The organism is Pseudorhizobium flavum (assembly GCF_044142885.1).
In the GTDB taxonomy this organism is placed as follows: Bacteria; Pseudomonadota; Alphaproteobacteria; order Rhizobiales; family Rhizobiaceae; genus Neorhizobium; species Neorhizobium flavum.
Window position 1 is genome coordinate 22,082 of the sequence record NZ_JBIOKZ010000001.1, and the last position, 16,105, is coordinate 38,186.

The 16,105-nt window shown below is 63.7% G+C and carries 16 protein-coding genes and 1 tRNA gene; 9 read left to right on the forward strand and 8 right to left on the reverse strand.

Annotated elements, in window-relative coordinates:
- Positions 1–3: 3 nt before the first annotated feature.
- Genes cysN through ACEPP2_RS00115 form a run of 3 tightly spaced genes read right to left on the reverse strand, consistent with a single transcriptional unit; the run spans position 4 to position 3,240 of the window.
- Positions 4–1,491 (reverse strand): sulfate adenylyltransferase subunit CysN, encoded by a 1,488-nt coding sequence (gene cysN, locus ACEPP2_RS00105; protein ID WP_077547635.1) that lies wholly within the window; start codon positions 1,489–1,491, stop codon positions 4–6.
- Position 1,492: 1 nt separating this feature from the next.
- On the reverse strand, positions 1,493–2,446 hold the full coding sequence (gene cysD / locus ACEPP2_RS00110) for a sulfate adenylyltransferase subunit CysD (protein WP_077547634.1): 954 nt from the start codon (positions 2,444–2,446) through the stop codon (positions 1,493–1,495).
- A 32-nt stretch (positions 2,447–2,478) separates the two neighbouring features.
- Complete coding sequence (locus ACEPP2_RS00115; RefSeq protein WP_395515408.1) at positions 2,479–3,240, reverse strand: phosphoadenylyl-sulfate reductase; 762 nt, start codon at positions 3,238–3,240, stop codon at positions 2,479–2,481.
- Between the two features lie 240 nt (positions 3,241–3,480).
- Here ACEPP2_RS00115 and ACEPP2_RS00120 point away from each other — a divergent pair, with 240 nt between their 5' ends.
- From ACEPP2_RS00120 to ACEPP2_RS00145, 6 genes are all read left to right on the forward strand, one after another.
- Positions 3,481–3,924 carry an RrF2 family transcriptional regulator gene (locus ACEPP2_RS00120; RefSeq protein ID WP_395515783.1) on the forward strand — a complete coding sequence of 148 codons (444 nt, stop codon included), beginning with the start codon at positions 3,481–3,483 and terminating at the stop codon, positions 3,922–3,924.
- 135 nt (positions 3,925–4,059) lie between these two features.
- Positions 4,060–4,767 carry an RNA polymerase sigma factor gene (locus ACEPP2_RS00125; RefSeq protein WP_395515409.1) on the forward strand — a complete coding sequence of 236 codons (708 nt, stop codon included), beginning with the start codon at positions 4,060–4,062 and terminating at the stop codon, positions 4,765–4,767.
- A gap of 109 nt (positions 4,768–4,876) precedes the next feature.
- On the forward strand, positions 4,877–5,395 hold the full coding sequence (locus tag ACEPP2_RS00130; RefSeq protein ID WP_395515784.1) for a DUF4142 domain-containing protein: 519 nt from the start codon (positions 4,877–4,879) through the stop codon (positions 5,393–5,395).
- Positions 5,392–5,724: a cupredoxin domain-containing protein gene (locus ACEPP2_RS00135; RefSeq protein WP_395515410.1), complete on the forward strand. Its 333-nt coding sequence runs from the start codon at positions 5,392–5,394 to the stop codon at positions 5,722–5,724. Before ACEPP2_RS00130 ends, ACEPP2_RS00135 begins: the two co-directional genes overlap by 4 nt.
- 293 nt (positions 5,725–6,017) lie before the next feature.
- Positions 6,018–7,043, forward strand: a complete 1,026-nt coding sequence (locus ACEPP2_RS00140) for a sulfate ABC transporter substrate-binding protein (protein WP_395515411.1) — start codon at positions 6,018–6,020, stop codon at positions 7,041–7,043.
- 121 nt (positions 7,044–7,164) lie between these two features.
- Positions 7,165–7,371, forward strand: coding sequence for a hypothetical protein (locus tag ACEPP2_RS00145; RefSeq protein ID WP_052637403.1), 207 nt, complete (start codon positions 7,165–7,167; stop codon positions 7,369–7,371).
- 61 nt (positions 7,372–7,432) lie between these two features.
- Here ACEPP2_RS00145 and ftsH read toward each other — a convergent pair whose 3' ends face one another.
- Both ftsH and ACEPP2_RS00155 read right to left on the reverse strand, forming a co-directional pair.
- A complete protein-coding gene (gene ftsH / locus ACEPP2_RS00150) occupies positions 7,433–9,292 on the reverse strand; it encodes an ATP-dependent zinc metalloprotease FtsH (RefSeq protein ID WP_281978048.1) in 1,860 nt (619 codons plus the stop codon).
- Positions 9,293–9,475: 183 nt separating this feature from the next.
- Positions 9,476–9,552: transfer RNA gene (locus ACEPP2_RS00155), tRNA-Pro, on the reverse strand.
- A 227-nt stretch (positions 9,553–9,779) separates the two neighbouring features.
- Between ACEPP2_RS00155 and ACEPP2_RS00160 the strand changes: the two genes are divergently transcribed.
- Both ACEPP2_RS00160 and ACEPP2_RS00165 read left to right on the forward strand, forming a co-directional pair.
- Positions 9,780–10,136, forward strand: a complete 357-nt coding sequence (locus ACEPP2_RS00160) for a hypothetical protein (RefSeq protein WP_395515412.1) — start codon at positions 9,780–9,782, stop codon at positions 10,134–10,136.
- Between the two features lie 122 nt (positions 10,137–10,258).
- A complete protein-coding gene (locus ACEPP2_RS00165) occupies positions 10,259–11,173 on the forward strand; it encodes a lytic transglycosylase domain-containing protein (RefSeq protein WP_395515413.1) in 915 nt (304 codons plus the stop codon).
- Here ACEPP2_RS00165 and lhpI read toward each other — a convergent pair.
- Positions 11,170–12,864, reverse strand: a complete 1,695-nt coding sequence (gene lhpI / locus ACEPP2_RS00170) for a cis-3-hydroxy-L-proline dehydratase (RefSeq protein WP_395515414.1) — start codon at positions 12,862–12,864, stop codon at positions 11,170–11,172. The two genes, ACEPP2_RS00165 and lhpI, sit on opposite strands and share 4 nt — an antisense overlap.
- A complete protein-coding gene (locus ACEPP2_RS00175; protein WP_281978840.1) occupies positions 12,861–13,862 on the reverse strand; it encodes a 4-hydroxyproline epimerase in 1,002 nt (333 codons plus the stop codon). Before ACEPP2_RS00175 ends, lhpI begins: the two co-directional genes overlap by 4 nt.
- A 136-nt stretch (positions 13,863–13,998) precedes the next feature.
- Here ACEPP2_RS00175 and ACEPP2_RS00180 point away from each other — a divergent pair, with 136 nt between their 5' ends.
- Complete coding sequence (locus ACEPP2_RS00180) at positions 13,999–15,036, forward strand: Ldh family oxidoreductase (RefSeq protein WP_395515415.1); 1,038 nt, start codon at positions 13,999–14,001, stop codon at positions 15,034–15,036.
- Positions 15,037–15,125: 89 nt separating this feature from the next.
- Here the strand turns inward: ACEPP2_RS00180 and ACEPP2_RS00185 are convergent, their stop codons facing one another.
- The gene (locus ACEPP2_RS00185; protein ID WP_395515416.1) at positions 15,126–16,088 is read right to left on the reverse strand and encodes a dihydrodipicolinate synthase family protein; all 963 of its coding nucleotides are present in this window, start codon (positions 16,086–16,088) and stop codon (positions 15,126–15,128) included.
- Positions 16,089–16,105 lie beyond the last annotated feature (17 nt).

Here is a 16,105-nt window from a genome sequence, read left to right on the forward strand (position 1 = left end):
GCTTCAGATGTCCTGTGCGGCGTTGGCAAAGATGTCCGCTGCCTGTGAGGCGCTCATGCGACGCACGTCCGTCTCGTCGCGCCGGCTGGCGAAGAGTTCGCTCGCCATAATCTGGTCCGCAAGGTCGGCCGGCAGAGACAGCACGACGCGTTCACCCTCGTAGCGGATCCCGATCCCGCCGCTGCGCTTGGAGGTGATCATACCGCCGGCGATGGTATTGTGCGTATCGGGATCGATCAGGATAAAGGCGCCGGTCGAGCGGTTCTGCTCGTAGGCGTCAAAGATCGCCTGCTCGTCGAAAGAGAGCCGCACCCTGCCGATGGCGTTCATCTGCAGAGGCTCGACGTGGGCGCGCCAGGAGCCGGTGGCGAGATCGAGCTGAGACGTCGGCCTGACCGAGACGCGCTGGCGGCGCGAACCGCTCTTCAGCCAGTAGCGCTTGCCGGGCTCGATACCGTCCGGCTGCAGGGCGACGATCTGCGCCTCGAATTCGAGCCCCGTCATCGGCTGGGCGTCCAGCGAAACGATCATGTCCCCGCGGGAAACGTCCACCTGCCGGTCAAGCACGAGCGTGATGGCATCGCCGGCCACGGCGGCATTGCGCACGAGATCAAAAGTGACGATCTGCTTGACATTGGCGACCATGCCCGATGGCAGGATGACAACGGAATCCCCCGGCTTCACCGAACCGCCGGCGACGGTGCCCTGGTAGCCGCGGAAGCTTTCGCCGGGACGCGAAACGCGCTGCACCGGCAGCCGAAAGCCGCCGGCCTGGGCGGAGCGGACCGTTGCCAGTTCCAGCGTCTCGACCAGTGTCGGCCCGTCATACCACGGCATGGCGGCGGGAGCCGGGTAGACAACATTCTCGCCCTTCAGCGCGGACATCGGGATCGCCGTGATCTGCCGCACGCCGAGCGAAAGCGCCAATTCCTTGAACTCATGCGATATCTTCTCGAAGATGGCCCGATCGTAGCCCACGAGATCGAACTTGTTGACGGCCAGCACGAACTGCCGGATGCCCATCAGCGATGCGATCGTTGCGTGTCGACGGGTCTGTTCCAGGAGGCCGGCGCGGGCGTCGACCAGGAGGACTGCCAGATCGGCGGTCGAGGCACCAGTTGCCATGTTGCGCGTGTACTGCTCGTGACCGGGCGTGTCGGCAACGATGAAGGAGCGACGGTCGGTCGCGAAATAGCGATAGGCGACGTCGATGGTGATGCCCTGCTCGCGCTCCGCCTGCAGGCCGTCGAGCAGAAGCGCGAAGTCCGGAAGGCCGAGGTCGTTCTGCTTTCCGGAATCCCGCTGCAGGGTGGCTGCCTGGTCTTCCTTGACCGCCTTGGTATCCCACAGCAGCCTGCCGATCAGCGTCGACTTGCCGTCATCCACCGAGCCGCAGGTGATGAGACGCAAGGGACGCACGTCGCGCGAGAGCGGCAGTGGTTCCGATGCGGGATGGACAGCGACCGAGGTGGCAGTGGCGGATGCGGTCATCTCAGAAATATCCTTCGCGTTTCTTCTTTTCCATCGAGCCCGACTGGTCGCGGTCGATGGCGCGTCCCTGACGTTCGGAGACGGTGGCAATCTCGAGTTCGGCAATGACCTCCTCGAGCGTGGTCGCCGTGGAGCGGATGCCGCCGGTCAGGGGCCAGCAGCCGAGGGTGCGGAAGCGCAGCATGCCTTCCTGGATCTGCTCGCCTGGCAAGGCTTCGAAGCGGGGATCCTCCGCCCACATCAGCATGCCGTCGCGTTCGACGTATTTGCGCTTCTTCGCGTAATAGAGCGGCGGCAGCGGAATATTCTCAGCCTGGATGTAGCGCCAGATGTCGACCTCGGTCCAGTTGGACAGCGGGAAGGCGCGCACGCTCTCACCCTTGCGGACCATGCCGTTGTAGACGTTCCAGAGTTCCGGCCGCTGGTTGCGCGGGTCCCATTTGTGCTCCGGAGTGCGGAAGGAGTAGATGCGTTCCTTGGCGCGCGAGGCCTCCTCATCGCGCCGCGCGCCGCCGAATGCAGCGTCATACTTGCCGGCATCGAGTGCCTGGCGCAGCGCTTCCGTCTTCATGACATCGGTGTGGTATGCCGAACCGTGGATGAAGGGCGAGATGCCTTCCGAGACGCCGCGTGGGTTGGTGTAGACGATCAGGTCGAGGTCGAAACGACGCGCCATCTCATCGCGAAACGCGATCATCTCCGGGAATTTCCAGCCGGTGTCGATGTGGAGCAGCGGAAACGGGATGCGTCCGGGGTGGAAAGCCTTGCGCGCCAGATGCAGCAGGACGGAGGAGTCCTTGCCGATCGAGTACAGCATCACCGGTCGCTCGAACTCGGCGGCCACTTCGCGGAAGATATGGATCGCCTCGTTCTCCAGCGCCTTCAGGTGCGGATCGAGCGGTTGCTTGTTGGACGTAGCAGGCTTGGGATCTGCTGCGTGAAGGGTATCGGACATCAGTTACTCCAGGGCACCTGGCCGGCTGCCGGTCAAAGGGAAGTCGAATTCGCAGAGGCGGCAGCGGCTTCGGGAACATGGAGGCCGCATTCGCGCTTCTCGTCGTTCTCCCACCACCACCGGCCGGCGCGCTCCGGCTCACCGGGCTTTATCGCCCGCGTGCAGGGCTCGCAGCCGATCGACGGGTATCCGCGCTTGTGGAGCGGGTTCGTCGGCACGGCCTGTTGCTCGACATAGTCGTTGATCTGCTCGAGCGACCAGTCGGCGAGCGGGTTGACCTTCAGGAGGCCCCGCTCCGCATCGTATTCGGCGAAAGGGGTGGAGGCGCGATTGCCAGACTGGCTGCGGCGAAGGCCCGTTACCCAGACCACCGCCCCATCCAACGCGCGGGCGAGCGGCTTCAACTTGCGCACGTGACAGCAGGCGTGTCGCGCTTCCACGCTTTCGTAGAACCCGTTGAGACCGTATTGCGCGGCATAGGCATCAACATCCGCCTTCTCGGGCATGAAGCGTCGGATCTCGACACCGAAGCGGTTTTCAGTTTCGTCGATCAAGGCCAGGGTCTCGGGAAAAAGCCGACCCGTCTCCAGCGTCGCCACCTCGATGTCGAGACGGTCGAGGCCGATGGCAGCGGTGATAACCTGATCCTCGATACCGAGACTGGTGGTGAAGACCGCGCGGCCGAGCGTTGACGCAAGCGCGAGCCGGCCGGCAAGATCCAGCTTTTCAAACTGCACATCGAGAGAGGCGGCGAGTTCGGCCAGGCGCGGGCCGGAGGCGTCGTGGATCGTCATGAGGTTCTTCCAAACTCTTTGGCGAATTATGGAAGCTCGCCCGTGGCAAGGACAGAAACAGCGGTTTCATGAGGCGGGGATGGAGAGCAAATCTCTCTCCAAAGCTGCTGTCCGGCAGAAAAGCTGCGGCGGTCGGCAGCGACAAGGCCCCGTCTGTTTGAATTCCACTGCCGTTTCCATTATGCCCGAAACAGGTCAGGACCATCCGGAAGCTCGGCCGCAGACACCAACGGTTGCATGATGATCTCTCAGAAGGCGAGATACGCGCTGCGCGCGCTGACGGCTTTGGCGCAGGCCGAAAGCGGCTCATCGATGATGATCTCCGAGATCGCGGCGCAGCAGTGCATCCCGAAGAAGTTCCTGGAGCAGATCCTGCTCGACCTGAAGCGGGCCGGCCTGGTTGCCAGCCGCCGCGGCAAGCAGGGCGGCTACCTGCTGCTGAAGCCGGCCAACGCCATCACTTATGGCGAGGTGCTGCGCCTGATCGACGGCCCGATCGCGCCCCTGCCCTGTCTTTCGGTGACAGCCTATCGCAAGTGCGAGGACTGCGACGGCGAGCAGGGCTGCGAGATCCGCCACGTCTTCGCTCGCGTGGCCGATGCGACCCGCGACGTGCTGTTCAGCACCACCATTGCCGATGCGCTCGGCGACAAGGCGAGGTCGCCGGAACTACCGAGCGCGTGAACCTCCGCTTTCCTCCCGAAGCGGGCGGCGGTTCAGGCGCTGCGCACCTCTGCTCTGTGCCCGGAACAAGGACTGGAAAAGCGGGAACCTCCCGGCACAGATGGCATCCAATCGTCTCCCAACAGGAGAAAGTAAATGCAATCTGCCCAGAACAACCTCCTTCGCCTTTCCACCGAAGATGAAACATCGCTGATCGGTCGCGCGATCGCGGGCGAGGCGGACGCCATCCGGCAGATCATCAAGGCCAACAACCAGCGCCTCTACCGCCTTGTGCGGGCGATCCTGCGCAGCAATGCGGAGACCGAGGACGTCCTGCAGGAGGTCTACCTGCGAGCGTTCGCCAGCCTGGCCAGCTTCCAGGGACAGTCTTCGCTGTCGACGTGGCTGTCCCGGATCGCGGTCAATGGTGCATTGATGCGGCTTAGAGCGCAGAAGCGGCTAAAGCGCGCCTCACCTTCGATCTCATCGATAGACGCCGAGATCATTCCCTTCCCCCTATCGTCATCCACCAATGATCCGGAACGCGAAATGGCGCAGCGACAGCTTCTTCAACTCGTCGAGCAGGCGACAGATGCCCTTCCGGAAACCTTCCGCATCGTCTTCGTCGCCCGGGTCATCGAGGGCCTCAGCGTGGAAGAAACGGCCGCATTGCTTGACCTCCCTCCGGCGACCGTCAAGACACGGCTGCATCGCGCGCGCAAACTTATCCGCAGCCGATTGGAGGAAGAGATCGGCCCGCTGCTGCTCGACGCTTTCCCCTTCGCCGGCGCCCGTTGTGACCGTCTGACTGAGGCCGTCATCCACCGCCTGGGCGTGAGCGAATTCAATCAGGGGGATGTCTGACGAATCCTTCCCGCGACAGCAGGCGACGGGGAACCTCGTCGGCGTAGCGGCATCCAATGCCGCGTCAACCGAAACAGGCGCCGGACAATTCCGCGCCGAGGAGAACCCGATGAAGAACCTGATTTCCGCGTTTGCAGCCGTCCTGGTACTATCCGCCACCTCGGTAGGCGCGGCCGACAAGCCGTCCGATCCCCAGATCGCTCACATCGCCTACAGCGCCGGCGTCATCGACATCGAGGCGGCGAAGCTTGCGCTGTCAAAGGCAACCGATCCCGAAGTCAAAGCCTTCGCAGAGTCGATGCAGAAGGACCACGAGGCCGTGAACGAGATGGCCCTCGCGCTGGTGAAGAAGCTGGACGTCACGCCCGAGGACAATCCCACCAGCCAGGCGCTGGTCAAGGCGGCCGAGGAAAAGCGCGCCGAACTCAGCAAGCTCGATGGCCCTGCCTTCGACAAGGCATACATGAAAAACGAGGTCAGCTTCCACAGCCAGGTCAACGGCGCTCTGGAGACACTGCTGATCCCGTCTGCGGAGAACGGCGAACTGAAAAGCCTGCTGGAGACTGGCCTCAAACTGTTCCAGGGCCACCAGCAACATGCTGAAAGCCTCGCCGACGGGCTGGAATGAGAGCCGTGCTTATCAACCGACGGCGACTGCTCGCAACCGGCCTGGGCCTGTTGACCTCCAGCCGGCTTGCCCGCGCCCACAATGGTACGGTCCACGTCCGCATCGAGAAGCTGGCCTTTCTGCCCGCCGAGATAGAGGCAAAGGCAGGAGATGTTATCGAGTGGTTCAACCATGACCCCTTCCCCCATACCGCCACGGTGAAGGGCGGTTGGGAGGTGATCATTCCTCCCGGCAAGGCGGCGACCCGCGTGGCGACAGCCGGCGACAGCGTCGACTACTATTGCCGCTACCATCCCAACATGAGGGGAAGGATCAGGATCGTGGCCTGACGAAGGTCTTGCGGGCGCTGCCTTGGAAGGCAGCGCCCGCAAGATCGGATTGAGGCATCTCCCTCTTCCAAAATGTCATCGCCACAGGCGCAAGATCCATCACCCCCGCCGGGAAGGCTGTTTCCCGCAATGCCTGCCTAACGATGCGCCTCTTTCGCGAGTTTCGGTCCTAGCGTAGGCCTTCGACCCTCACGAACCCCCAGAAAGAAAGAGTTTTGCGTTCTTTCCGCGCTCCGTTGTCAAAGACTACTTAACCAGTAGACTTACTGGAGTATAAACGGAGGGAAGCCGGAATGTTCAAGTTCATGCATGGAATGGGCGCATTGGCGCTTGGACTGTCTCTTACTGTCGGCGTGTTTACACCCACCCTGGCGCAGACCACTCTGCTCAACGTCTCCTACGACCCCACGCGCGAGTTCTACGAAGAGTACAACGCGCTCTTCATCGCGCACTGGCAGAAGCAGACCGGGGAAACGGTCCGCATTGAGCAATCGCACGGGGGGTCAGGCCGGCAGGCGCGAGGCGTGATCGAGGGACTAGAAGCGGACGTCGTGACCCTTGCGCTGGGCAGCGACATCGACGCAATCGCCGAGCACAGCGGCAAGATCTCCCGCGACTGGCGCGGCAGATTCGCCCACAACTCGGCACCCTACACGTCAACGATCGTCTTCCTGGTGAGGAAAGGCAATCCCAAAGGGCTGCGCGACTGGGGAGACCTCGTGAAGGATGGCGTGGAAATCGTCACGCCCAACCCCAAGACCTCCGGCGGCGCCCGCTGGAACTACCTCGCTGCCTGGGCGTGGGCGAACGAGACCTACGGAGGAGACGAGGAGCGGATCAAGGCCTACATGCAGGATCTATTCAGCCATGTCAGTGTGATGGATACCGGCGCGCGCGGCGCAACCACGACCTTCACGGAGCGAGGGATCGGCGACGTATTGCTCGCATGGGAAAACGAGGCCTTCCTGGCGCTGAAGGAAATCGGAGAAGATGCCTTCGACATCGTCGTGCCGCCGATCTCGATCCTGGCAGAACCGCCCGTGGCGGTCGTCGATGCGAATGTGGACCGGAAGGGCAGCCGCAAGGTGGCCGAGGCCTACCTGGAATACCTGTATTCCGACGAAGCGCAAAATCTGATCGCCAAGCACTTCTACAGACCCGTCAGGCCGGAGGTGGTCGATCCCACCCTCCTGCAACGGCTTCCGAAGGTCAAGCTGGTAACCATCGATGATCCAATCTTCGGTGGGTGGGCAAAGGCGCAGCCCGAGCACTTTGCCAATGGCGGGACCTTCGACGCGATCTATGGCAGCCGGAACTGAGCGGTGTGGGACGCGGCCCGTGGGGCCGCGTCCCTCCTTCGGTGACAGAATTGTGAAAGGGCACGGAACAAAACCGGCCGAGAAGGATTCGGAAGCTGTCCCCCTCGCAATGGAGAGCAACATGGCAATGTCGGCGCATATCCACGTCAAGCCCGAGGATCATATTCTGACCATCCAGGAAGCGATCGAGCCCGTCTACAATCGGCTCGCGCTCGAGTGCGAGGCAAGGATCATCGATGCAGCCGTGCGCGCCGGGTGGTCGGCGGAAGAGGCTGTGGCGGCAATCGAGGACCTGCGCAAGCGCGAGTTGCTGGAAAGCACCCACTGAGGGCCTGCCGTCCAATTCTCCAGCATCGCCAGCAAATGAAGATCCTGAGGGGCCTGCCTCCTCAGTTGAGCGCGATCCCGCCACGAGTCTTTCGCGCATCATCGGACGGCGGTTGAAGCTGCAGCGGCCGCAGATCGTCCTCGCCGAGCGTCTCCACCTCGAGGAGCCGCTTGGCGGTATCCTCCAGCGCGCCTCGCCGCTCGGTCAGGATCTTCTTCGCGCGGTCGAACGCATTGTCGATGATCTTCCTTACCTCCTCGTCGATAGCATCCGCCGTGTGTTCGCCATAGTCGTGCTGGCGCGGGCCACCCATCAGCGGATCGGGCGTGAGATAGGAACGCTGGTCGCTTTCCAGCGCGATATGGCCGATCTTCTCCGACATGCCGTAGCGGGTGACCATGGCACGGGCGATGTCGGTGACCTTGGCAAGATCGTCCGCGGCACCGGTCGAAAGGTGCTGGAACACGATGAATTCCGCCGCACGTCCCCCCAGCAGCACGGCCATCTTGTCGTCCAGTTCCTCGCGCGTCATCAGGAAGCGGTCCTCGGTCGGCCGCTGGATAGTGTAGCCGAGTGCCCCGACGCCGCGCGGGATGATCGACACCTTGTGCACGGGATCGACACCCGGCAGTGACAGTGCCACCAGCGCGTGTCCCATTTCATGGTAGGCGACGATCCGACGCTCCTTCGGGTTGAGCAGCCGGTTGCGCTTCTCGAGGCCTGCCACGATGCGTTCGATCGCACTGTTGAAGTCCTCCATGCTCACCGCCTCGGCCTTGCGGCGGGTCGCAAGGAGCGCGGCCTCGTTGACGAGGTTGGCAAGGTCGGCGCCGGTGAAGCCGGGCGTCAGCGCCGCCACCTGTTCCGGATCCACGTCCGCGGCAAGCTTCGCCTTCGACATATGCAGCTTGAGGATCTGGATGCGGCCGCCCTTGTCGGGCCGGTCGACCAGAACCTGACGATCGAAGCGGCCGGCGCGGAGCAGCGCCGGATCAAGGATTTCGGGCCGGTTGGTCGCCGCCAGCAGGACCACGCCGAGCGACGGGTCGAACCCGTCGAGCTCGACAAGAAGCTGGTTGAGCGTCTGCTCCTTCTCGTCATGTCCGCCGAACATCGGGCCGGCGCCGCGGGCGCGCCCAAGCGCGTCAAGCTCATCGATGAAGATGATCGCAGGCGCCTTGGCGCGGGCCTGCTCGAAGAGATCACGTACCCGTGCCGCACCGACGCCCACGAACATCTCCACGAACTCCGAGCCGGAGATGGAAAAGAACGGCACCCTCGCCTCGCCGGCCACCGCACGGGCGATCAACGTCTTGCCGGTCCCAGGCGGACCGACCAGCAGCACACCCTTCGGCATGCGCCCGCCGAGCCGGCCGTACTTCTCCGGGTCGCGCAGGAAGTCGACGATCTCCTTGAGCTCATCCTCCGCCTCATCCACCCCGGCAACGTCGTCGAAGGTTACCTTCACGTCGGTCTCGACATAGACCTTGGCGCGGCTCTTGCCGATCTGCATCAGCCCACCCGCGCCGCCACCGGCACCGATGCGCTTCATCATGAAATACCAGATGCCGAAGAAGAGCGTGATCGGCAGCACCCAGGAGAGGACATTGCCCAGGAGATTGCTCTCGATGCGGCCCGTATAGACGGCGCCGCTTTCCTGCAGGCGCTCCACCAGTGCCGGATCGACCCGCGTGGTCACGAACATGGTCTCGCCGCTGGGCAGGGCCTGCTTGAACTTCCCCTGCACATAATTGTCCGAGATCGCCACCTCCGCGATCCGCTTCTCGGTGAGATAGGTCTCGAACTGGCTGTAGGGAATTTCGGTGACCTGCTGCGAATAGGCGAAGAAATACTGGACGAGCAGAACGCCGAAGAGGGCGGCAATGCCGTACCAGATATTGAACTTCATGTTGTCGTTCATCGCAGGTCATCCTCGTCCGCTGCCCTCGGGCGGCACCGACTACACACAACTCCATCGGCCACGGCCTTGCAAGACCATGCGCAGCTACTGGCACCTCAGTTGCCTGAGCACAGGCCAAGATCGAATGATTTGCGTGGCGACTTGAAAGGGAGAGAATGAAGCCTTCGGGAGAGGCTTTTCAGCTGGTCGGAGTGGCAAGATTCGAACTTGCGACCCCCACGTCCCGAACGTGGTGCGCTACCAGACTGCGCTACACTCCGTGACCAGCGGCGCCTCTATAGACCAGCCACTCGGCTTCGACAAGCGGTCGCATCGAAAATTTGCGCCCTCTCCGGCCTCCGTTTCAGCAGCGGCGCGGGCGTGGCAAAAAGGTAGCGATGGCGGGAAATTTTTAGCGCGGCGCGGCCCGATGGTGCGACGGAAACAAGAAATCTGCTAGTGCGGCCCGCAGCCTCATCGGACGAGCAGAGAAAAAGGTCTACAGGACATGAACCGCCGCATCATCGCATCCATAGCCGTCATCGCCATCGCACTCTCCGCCTGCACGACGACAGGAGCGCCGGCCAATCCGATCGAGGCTCGCTGGGTCGGCCAGTCGGCCGGAAAGTTCTTCGCGAAGTACAGCCCTCCGATCAGCGATACGCCTACTGGTTCGACCACGCTTTACAACTGGCGTGGCGGCTACCAGCGGATCAAGCTGCAGAACGGCCGCACCGCCAATGTCAGCTGCGCCGCTCAGCTGACCGTCGACTCCGACTACAATATTCGCTCCATCCGCATCACCGCCGACCGCCAGGGCGCCCGGGGTCCGAGCTATTGCGAGGAACTGCTGACGCAGGAATAGAAACTGCGCTGGCGGGAGGTCGGATCCGGCGGACCGCCTTTGGGCGCATTCGTCGGGCGATGGCTCGCGAACGCAGTTCGTGCCAGAATGGGACGTCAAACAGACGGCCTTGCACATCCACCATGACCAGACTGGCAATCTTGCTCCTGCTCTTCCTGACCTTCGCCAGCGAAGGCGCTGCCGCAGGGCAGGCCGGAGAGCAGCAGGAAAACGAGTGCCTATCTTCCTGGGCCGATGAGGCGTCCGGAGACACGCTCTGCGTCCGTGGCGAGACGTTCAACAGCGACCTCTGCTCCGGCCTCGAGTATTTCGCGCGCCGGCACGACATTCCTGCTGATTTCTTCGCGCGGCTGATCTGGAAGGAAAGCCTGTTCCGGCCTGGTGCCGTCAGCCACAAGGGAGCGGAAGGCATCGCCCAGTTCATGCCGGGCACCGCGCGGCTGAGGGGACTTGCCAACAGCTTCGACATCCTTTCGGCCCTCGGCGCCTCTGCCGCTTACCTGAGGGAGCTCCGCGACCTGTTCGGCAGCTATGGCCATGCGGCGGCCGCCTACAATGCCGGTGAGGCAGGGCTGCAACGATATCTGGATAGGGGGTTGCTGCCACACGAGACGCGCGCCTATGTGCGCTCCATCACCGGACATTCGATCGAGCAGTGGACGAGCGAGCCTCCGGAGACCGCGGCCGCGCCGCTCGACCCCGACAAGCCGTTCCTCGAGAGCTGCGTTGCGCTGGCCGAGAGCAGGCGACTTTCACCCGGAGCCGTGATGGCGGAAGGACGATGGGCGCCCTGGGGCGTGCAGATCGCCGCACAGGTCAATCCCGAAGTCGCGCGAAAACTCTTCTCCGAGAGGGTGACCCGGCTGCCCTCCCCTCTCGACGAGGAGTTGCCAGTCATGGTGCACCAGACGCGCGGCAATTTCGGCCATCGCGGCCGTTATGCCGCGAGGATAGGCCGCGAAACCCGTGCGGAGGCGGACCGCCTATGCGCTGCGATCCGGGCCGCAGGCGAGGCCTGTACGGTCTTGCGGAACTAAGGGACCAGCCACTCGTGAAGCCGGCAAGGCGCTCTGCCTGTGGCGGCGGCTTCCGCGCAGTCGCGGATGCTTCCGAAGCGGACAGTTCGGCCGCTCAGGCCCGGCCCGTAATGCGCATATTTGCCGGAATTGGTCAGCACGGTTTTCGCCGCAGGCGGGAAGACCGGCTCGCTGATCGAACACCAGCACAGGTCCGGCAGGACGGTCACGCCCGCCTCCCTCAGGAGCGGCAGCGTTCCCTCTTCCTCGGCGATCCGGATGACGTCGTGCCCGGCCGTGACCATCACCGTCACGTCCGGGCTGCACCTGCGTCCGCCAAGGGCAGCAACAAGGGCGCGGCACTCGCCGAGCGAAGCATGCGGGCTTCCCACCGCCACGAGATCGACCTGCTCGGGCCCGGCCGACAGTTCGCGCCAGGCAGCGGCCATTTCCTCTCGGGTGATCCTTCGCTGCGGCAGGCCCGCGGCGGCGGATGATGCGGCTTCCGGGGTCACGCCGTCGATGTGGAGCATGGGCGACGCGGATGTCGTGCCGAAGGCGGCACAGAGAGCCTTCAGGTCGTCCATCGACGGCTTGCCTTCCGCCAGCCCACGCAAGAGGGGAATGCTATCTGGCGACATTTGCCCTGCCAGATAGCCCACCAGCGGCCAGAAGGCGTCGTCAGAACCGGGTTGAAGCTCGATATCGATGACCAGACCGGCCTTGCGGTTCTCATCGAGATAGACGCCTGCCAGTGGCGCGCGGCCCGTCAGCGCAATGCAGAGATCGAGGAAATCCGGGTGTTTTTCCGTGCGCGCTCCGAGGACGGAGTTCGCGAACACGACTGCGTTGGATTCCGCCCAGGCGACGCATTCCCCTGCCTTCGGCGCGCTCGCGAGCAGGTAGGGAGCGCAGGTATAGGTCGGTCGACAGCCCATCCGGACATAGGCATCCGCCAGGTCCTGCGCCGGCTTCCCAAAGGCTTCCGGAACCTGCTGCGATCGCCAGTTCGCGTAGTCGACCGAGATCGCGTTCATGGTCGTGGGAATGCGGACGCGCGCACCTGATGCCGCCATCTTCTCCGCGAAGAGCAGGTTCGCACTGCTGGCGTAGATGCAGCCGTCAATGTGGGCCTGGCTCACCTTTACCAGTTCCCGCGCGCCCTGCTGGGCGGCCATGGCGCAGATGATCTCCATGGCCTGGTGCACGGCGGGTCCAGCCTCGCCGGCGAGCATGGCGCGGTCTTCCGGCGTCAATTCAAGCGTGGCCGTCGGCGCCGGAGCCAAGGCGATGGTTCGCCCTCCGGCCTCCAAGACATTACGAGTCATCGCGGCACGGTCACAGCCAGAAAGAAACCGGAAGTCCTCCTCCGACAGGCGAATGACCGGGACCTGCTTGTCGAACATCATCGCGGCGACGAGCGCCCCGAGTGTGAGGACATCTTCGGGGCCGCTGAAGACCAGAGCTGCAGGAGCCCCGCCGGACAGGATGAGGTCGAGCAGCACGCCCGACCCGGAGCAGGAGCCGCGGCTCGACGGCATCAGCAAGATGGTGCCGGGGAGGCAGGCCCCATGCAGCGGATGATGGACGTCGATCACCCGCCCATCCTGAGGCGATACACCGCCCCAAAAGCTCAGCGGCTCGGTGGTGGAGAGCACCGGCCCCTCGGCCTCGCCGACCAGGATCGCGACGGATCGTGGCACGGCCGTCACCTGACGACGAACCCATGCGCAAAGGGGTCACGATCATCGATGAAGATTGTGTTGATGCCGGTCATGCGAGCCCAACCGGCAATCGACGGGATAATCGCATCGCGGCCTGCCACGGTCGTCGCCGCCTCGACGCGACCGCGGAAGAGCGAGCCGATGATCGACTCGTGGATGAATTCGTCGCCGACCTTGAGCTGGCCCTTTGCCGCCAGTTGCGCCATCCGCGCCGAAGTGCCCGTTCCACAGGGAGAGCGGTCAATCGCCTTTTCGCCATAGAAGACGGCGTTGCGTGCGTGAGCCTCCGGGTTCGCCGGCTTGCCGGTCCACTGGATGTGGCTGAGACCGCGGATCTCCGGATGCTCGGGATGGATGAACTCGTATTTGGCATTGAGGGCGGCGCGCAGCTTCGGGCTCCAACCCACCAGTTCGCCGGCCGTGTGATCGGCCATGTCCCTGAAATTCTTCTGCGGTTCGACGATGGCGTAGAAATTGCCACCATAGGCGACGTCGACGACGACCTCGCCCAACCCCTCGACCTGTGCCGTCAGCCCCTCCGAATGGAGGAAGCCGGGGACGTTGGTGAGGCGCACCTCCTCCACGAAGCGGCCTTCCTGCCGATAGGTGATGTCCACCTTCCCCGCCGGCGCATCGATCGATAGCTTTCCAGGCTCGCGCGGCTTTATCAGCCCGTTCTCGATCCCCATGGTGATGGTACCGATCGTGCCGTGGCCGCACATCGGCAGGCAGCCGGAGGTTTCGATGAACAGGACGGCCACGTCGCAGTCAGCTCGGGTGGGCGGGTACAGGATCGACCCGGACATCATGTCATGGCCGCGCGGCTCGTACATCAGCCCGGTGCGGATCCAGTCGAACTCGCGAAGGAAATGCGCCCGCTTCTCGAGCATGGTCGCCCCCTCAAGCCGCGGACCACCGCCGGACACGAGGCGGACCGGGTTTCCGCAGGTATGACCGTCGATGCAGGAGAAGGTATGGGAGGCCATCGTTTTTCAACTCCGTCGGAAGGCATGATATGTGAGTCGTGCGAACCGGAATTGCCCGCGCCCACTCTTGTATACTATGTGTATGCACTCGTTCAACGCCGCCTGGCCGGGCGGCCCAGCTCGAAAGAGGCAGACAATGACCCAGACATCCACCATCACGATTGCGGATCTCCACCAGCGGGTCGATGCCATCTTCCGGAAGGCCGGCCTCAATGCGCAGCAGGCGGGCGCGCTTGCACGCGTCATCGTCGCAGGCGAGCGTGACGCCTGCAAGTCGCACGGGATCTATCGTATCGAAGGGGCCCTGCGGACCGTGAAAGCGGGCAAGGTCAAGCCGGATGCAGTGCCGGAACTCGACCTGAACCAAGGTTCGGCCATTGTCAGAGTCGACGCCAAGGGGGGATTTGCCAACCCCGCCTTCGAACTCGGTCTTCCCGCACTTGCCGAACGCGCGCGTGCCCTCGGTCTCGCGGCGCTGGTCATCAACGATTGCAGCCACTTTTCCGCCTTGTGGCCGGAAGTGGAAGCGGTGACTGGCCAAGGCCTTGCCGCGCTCGTCATGTGCCCCAGCTATGCGACCGTTGCGCCCACCGGCGGCAGCAAGCCCCTGCTCGGGACGAACCCCTTCGCATTCGGCTGGCCGCGTCCGGATCATGCACCCTATGTCTTCGACTTTGCCACCTCTGTGGCCGCACGGGGTGAGCTCGAGCTGCATCGACGCGCCGGCAAGCCGCTGCCGGAAGGCTGGGCGATAGATGCCGACGGACATCCGACAACCGATCCGGAAGCGGCACTGGCCGGCGCCATGCTTCCCTTCGGTGGCCACAAGGGCTCGGCGATCGGCACGATGATCGAGCTTCTGGCCGGCATCATGATCGGCGACCTGACGAGCCCTGAAGTCCTGGACTATCTCGGGACCACGACGCTTGCGCCCATGCATGGGGAACTGATTATCGCCCTCTCGCCCGAGGCCTTTGCCGCCGGGCGTCCCGGAAACCCCTTTGCGCGTGCCGAGAACCTGTTCGAGAGCATTGTCGGCCAGGGCGCCCGCCTGCCGTCGCAACGCCGCTTTGCGGCCCGTGCCAAATCCGAGGCGGAAGGGATTGCGCTGACGGCTGCCGAAATGGAGCAGCTTGACCGGCTCCTGGAAAAGGGACTGGACGCGGTCGCCTGAAGGCGGCCGAAAATCCGCGCCCAGCTACCATTCCGCTGCATGAGACGGCTCCCTGCAGAAGGAGCCGTTTGCCACCACGCTGATGAAGCTCAGGCCTTGTATGTCTGGACGGCGCCCGGAAGCTTGCTCCACTCTGCATACCAAGTATCAAAGAGCTTCAGCTGAGCTTCGACATAACCACGCTGGCTTTGGGACAGTTCGTCCGTCTCATTGAAGTGCAGCGTGTATTCCTTGTCACCCTTGAGCACCATCATATGCTTGAAGAAGAGGACAAGATCGGGCCCCTCGTCAAAGGAAGAAAGCAAAGCGAGCGCCGATTCCAGTTCCAGCGCGCGCTGGCGGGCATCCGGATCGCCCTTCGCCGCGGCCTGGGCGAGGTTGCACAGGTGCAGCACCTCCTTCGGCAGGACGCAGCCGATTCCGGTGATGGCGCCGGTCGCGCCACAGTTGACGAAGCCGTGGAAGACGCAGGTATCGACCCCGATCATCAGCGAAACGTCATCGTTGCGGCTGGTGATGTTCTCGGCGGCATAGCGCATGTCGTCCGCTCCGCCGAACTCCTTGAATCCGACGAGGTTGGGATGCTCGGCGCGCAGCGAGAAGAAGAGATCGGCGCGGGTGGCGAAGCCGTAGTAGGGGCTGTTGTAGATGACCGCGGGCAGATCCGGAGCGGCGGCAAGGATGGCCTTGAAGTGGTTCCTCTGCGCCGCCACGACAGAGCCCCGGGAAAGGACCCGCGGGATCACCATCAGGCCCTGCGCACCCACCTTCTGGGCGTGAGCGGCGTGGGCGACCGCCGATGCCGTGTTGACGGCGCCGGTGCCGACGATGACCGGAACGCCCGCCTTCACCAACCGTTCGACGCCTTCCATGCGCTGCTCGTCGGTCAGGAGCGGCCAGTCCCCCATCGATCCGCAATAGACGACGGCAGACATGCCCTTTTCGACGAGCTCCTTGCCCTTGCGGACAAGCGCATCGAAATCCGGGGTGCGATCGTCATTGCAGGGGGTCATCAGCGCCGGAATGACTCCTGAGAATATCTTCGACGTCACGTCAATCTCCTTTCGCC

Bases quoted from the DNA above. Each gene is read 5' to 3' on its own strand.
- ACEPP2_RS00180 (WP_395515415.1), top strand. From the start codon at position 13,999: ATGACCCAGACATCCACCATCACGATTGCGGATCTCCACCAGCGGGTC.
- ACEPP2_RS00125 (WP_395515409.1), top strand. From the start codon at position 4,060: ATGCAATCTGCCCAGAACAACCTCCTTCGCCTTTCCACCGAAGATGAA.
- ACEPP2_RS00140 (WP_395515411.1), top strand. From the start codon at position 6,018: ATGTTCAAGTTCATGCATGGAATGGGCGCATTGGCGCTTGGACTGTCT.
- cysN (WP_077547635.1), bottom strand. From the start codon at position 1,491: ATGACCGCATCCGCCACTGCCACCTCGGTCGCTGTCCATCCCGCATCG.
- ACEPP2_RS00175 (WP_281978840.1), bottom strand. From the start codon at position 13,862: ATGGCCTCCCATACCTTCTCCTGCATCGACGGTCATACCTGCGGAAAC.
- ACEPP2_RS00135 (WP_395515410.1), top strand. From the start codon at position 5,392: ATGAGAGCCGTGCTTATCAACCGACGGCGACTGCTCGCAACCGGCCTG.
- ACEPP2_RS00120 (WP_395515783.1), top strand. From the start codon at position 3,481: ATGATCTCTCAGAAGGCGAGATACGCGCTGCGCGCGCTGACGGCTTTG.
- ACEPP2_RS00165 (WP_395515413.1), top strand. From the start codon at position 10,259: ATGACCAGACTGGCAATCTTGCTCCTGCTCTTCCTGACCTTCGCCAGC.
- ACEPP2_RS00160 (WP_395515412.1), top strand. From the start codon at position 9,780: ATGAACCGCCGCATCATCGCATCCATAGCCGTCATCGCCATCGCACTC.
- ACEPP2_RS00145 (WP_052637403.1), top strand. From the start codon at position 7,165: ATGGCAATGTCGGCGCATATCCACGTCAAGCCCGAGGATCATATTCTG.
- ACEPP2_RS00130 (WP_395515784.1), top strand. From the start codon at position 4,877: ATGAAGAACCTGATTTCCGCGTTTGCAGCCGTCCTGGTACTATCCGCC.
- ftsH (WP_281978048.1), bottom strand. From the start codon at position 9,292: ATGAACGACAACATGAAGTTCAATATCTGGTACGGCATTGCCGCCCTC.
- cysD (WP_077547634.1), bottom strand. From the start codon at position 2,446: ATGTCCGATACCCTTCACGCAGCAGATCCCAAGCCTGCTACGTCCAAC.
- ACEPP2_RS00115 (WP_395515408.1), bottom strand. From the start codon at position 3,240: ATGACGATCCACGACGCCTCCGGCCCGCGCCTGGCCGAACTCGCCGCC.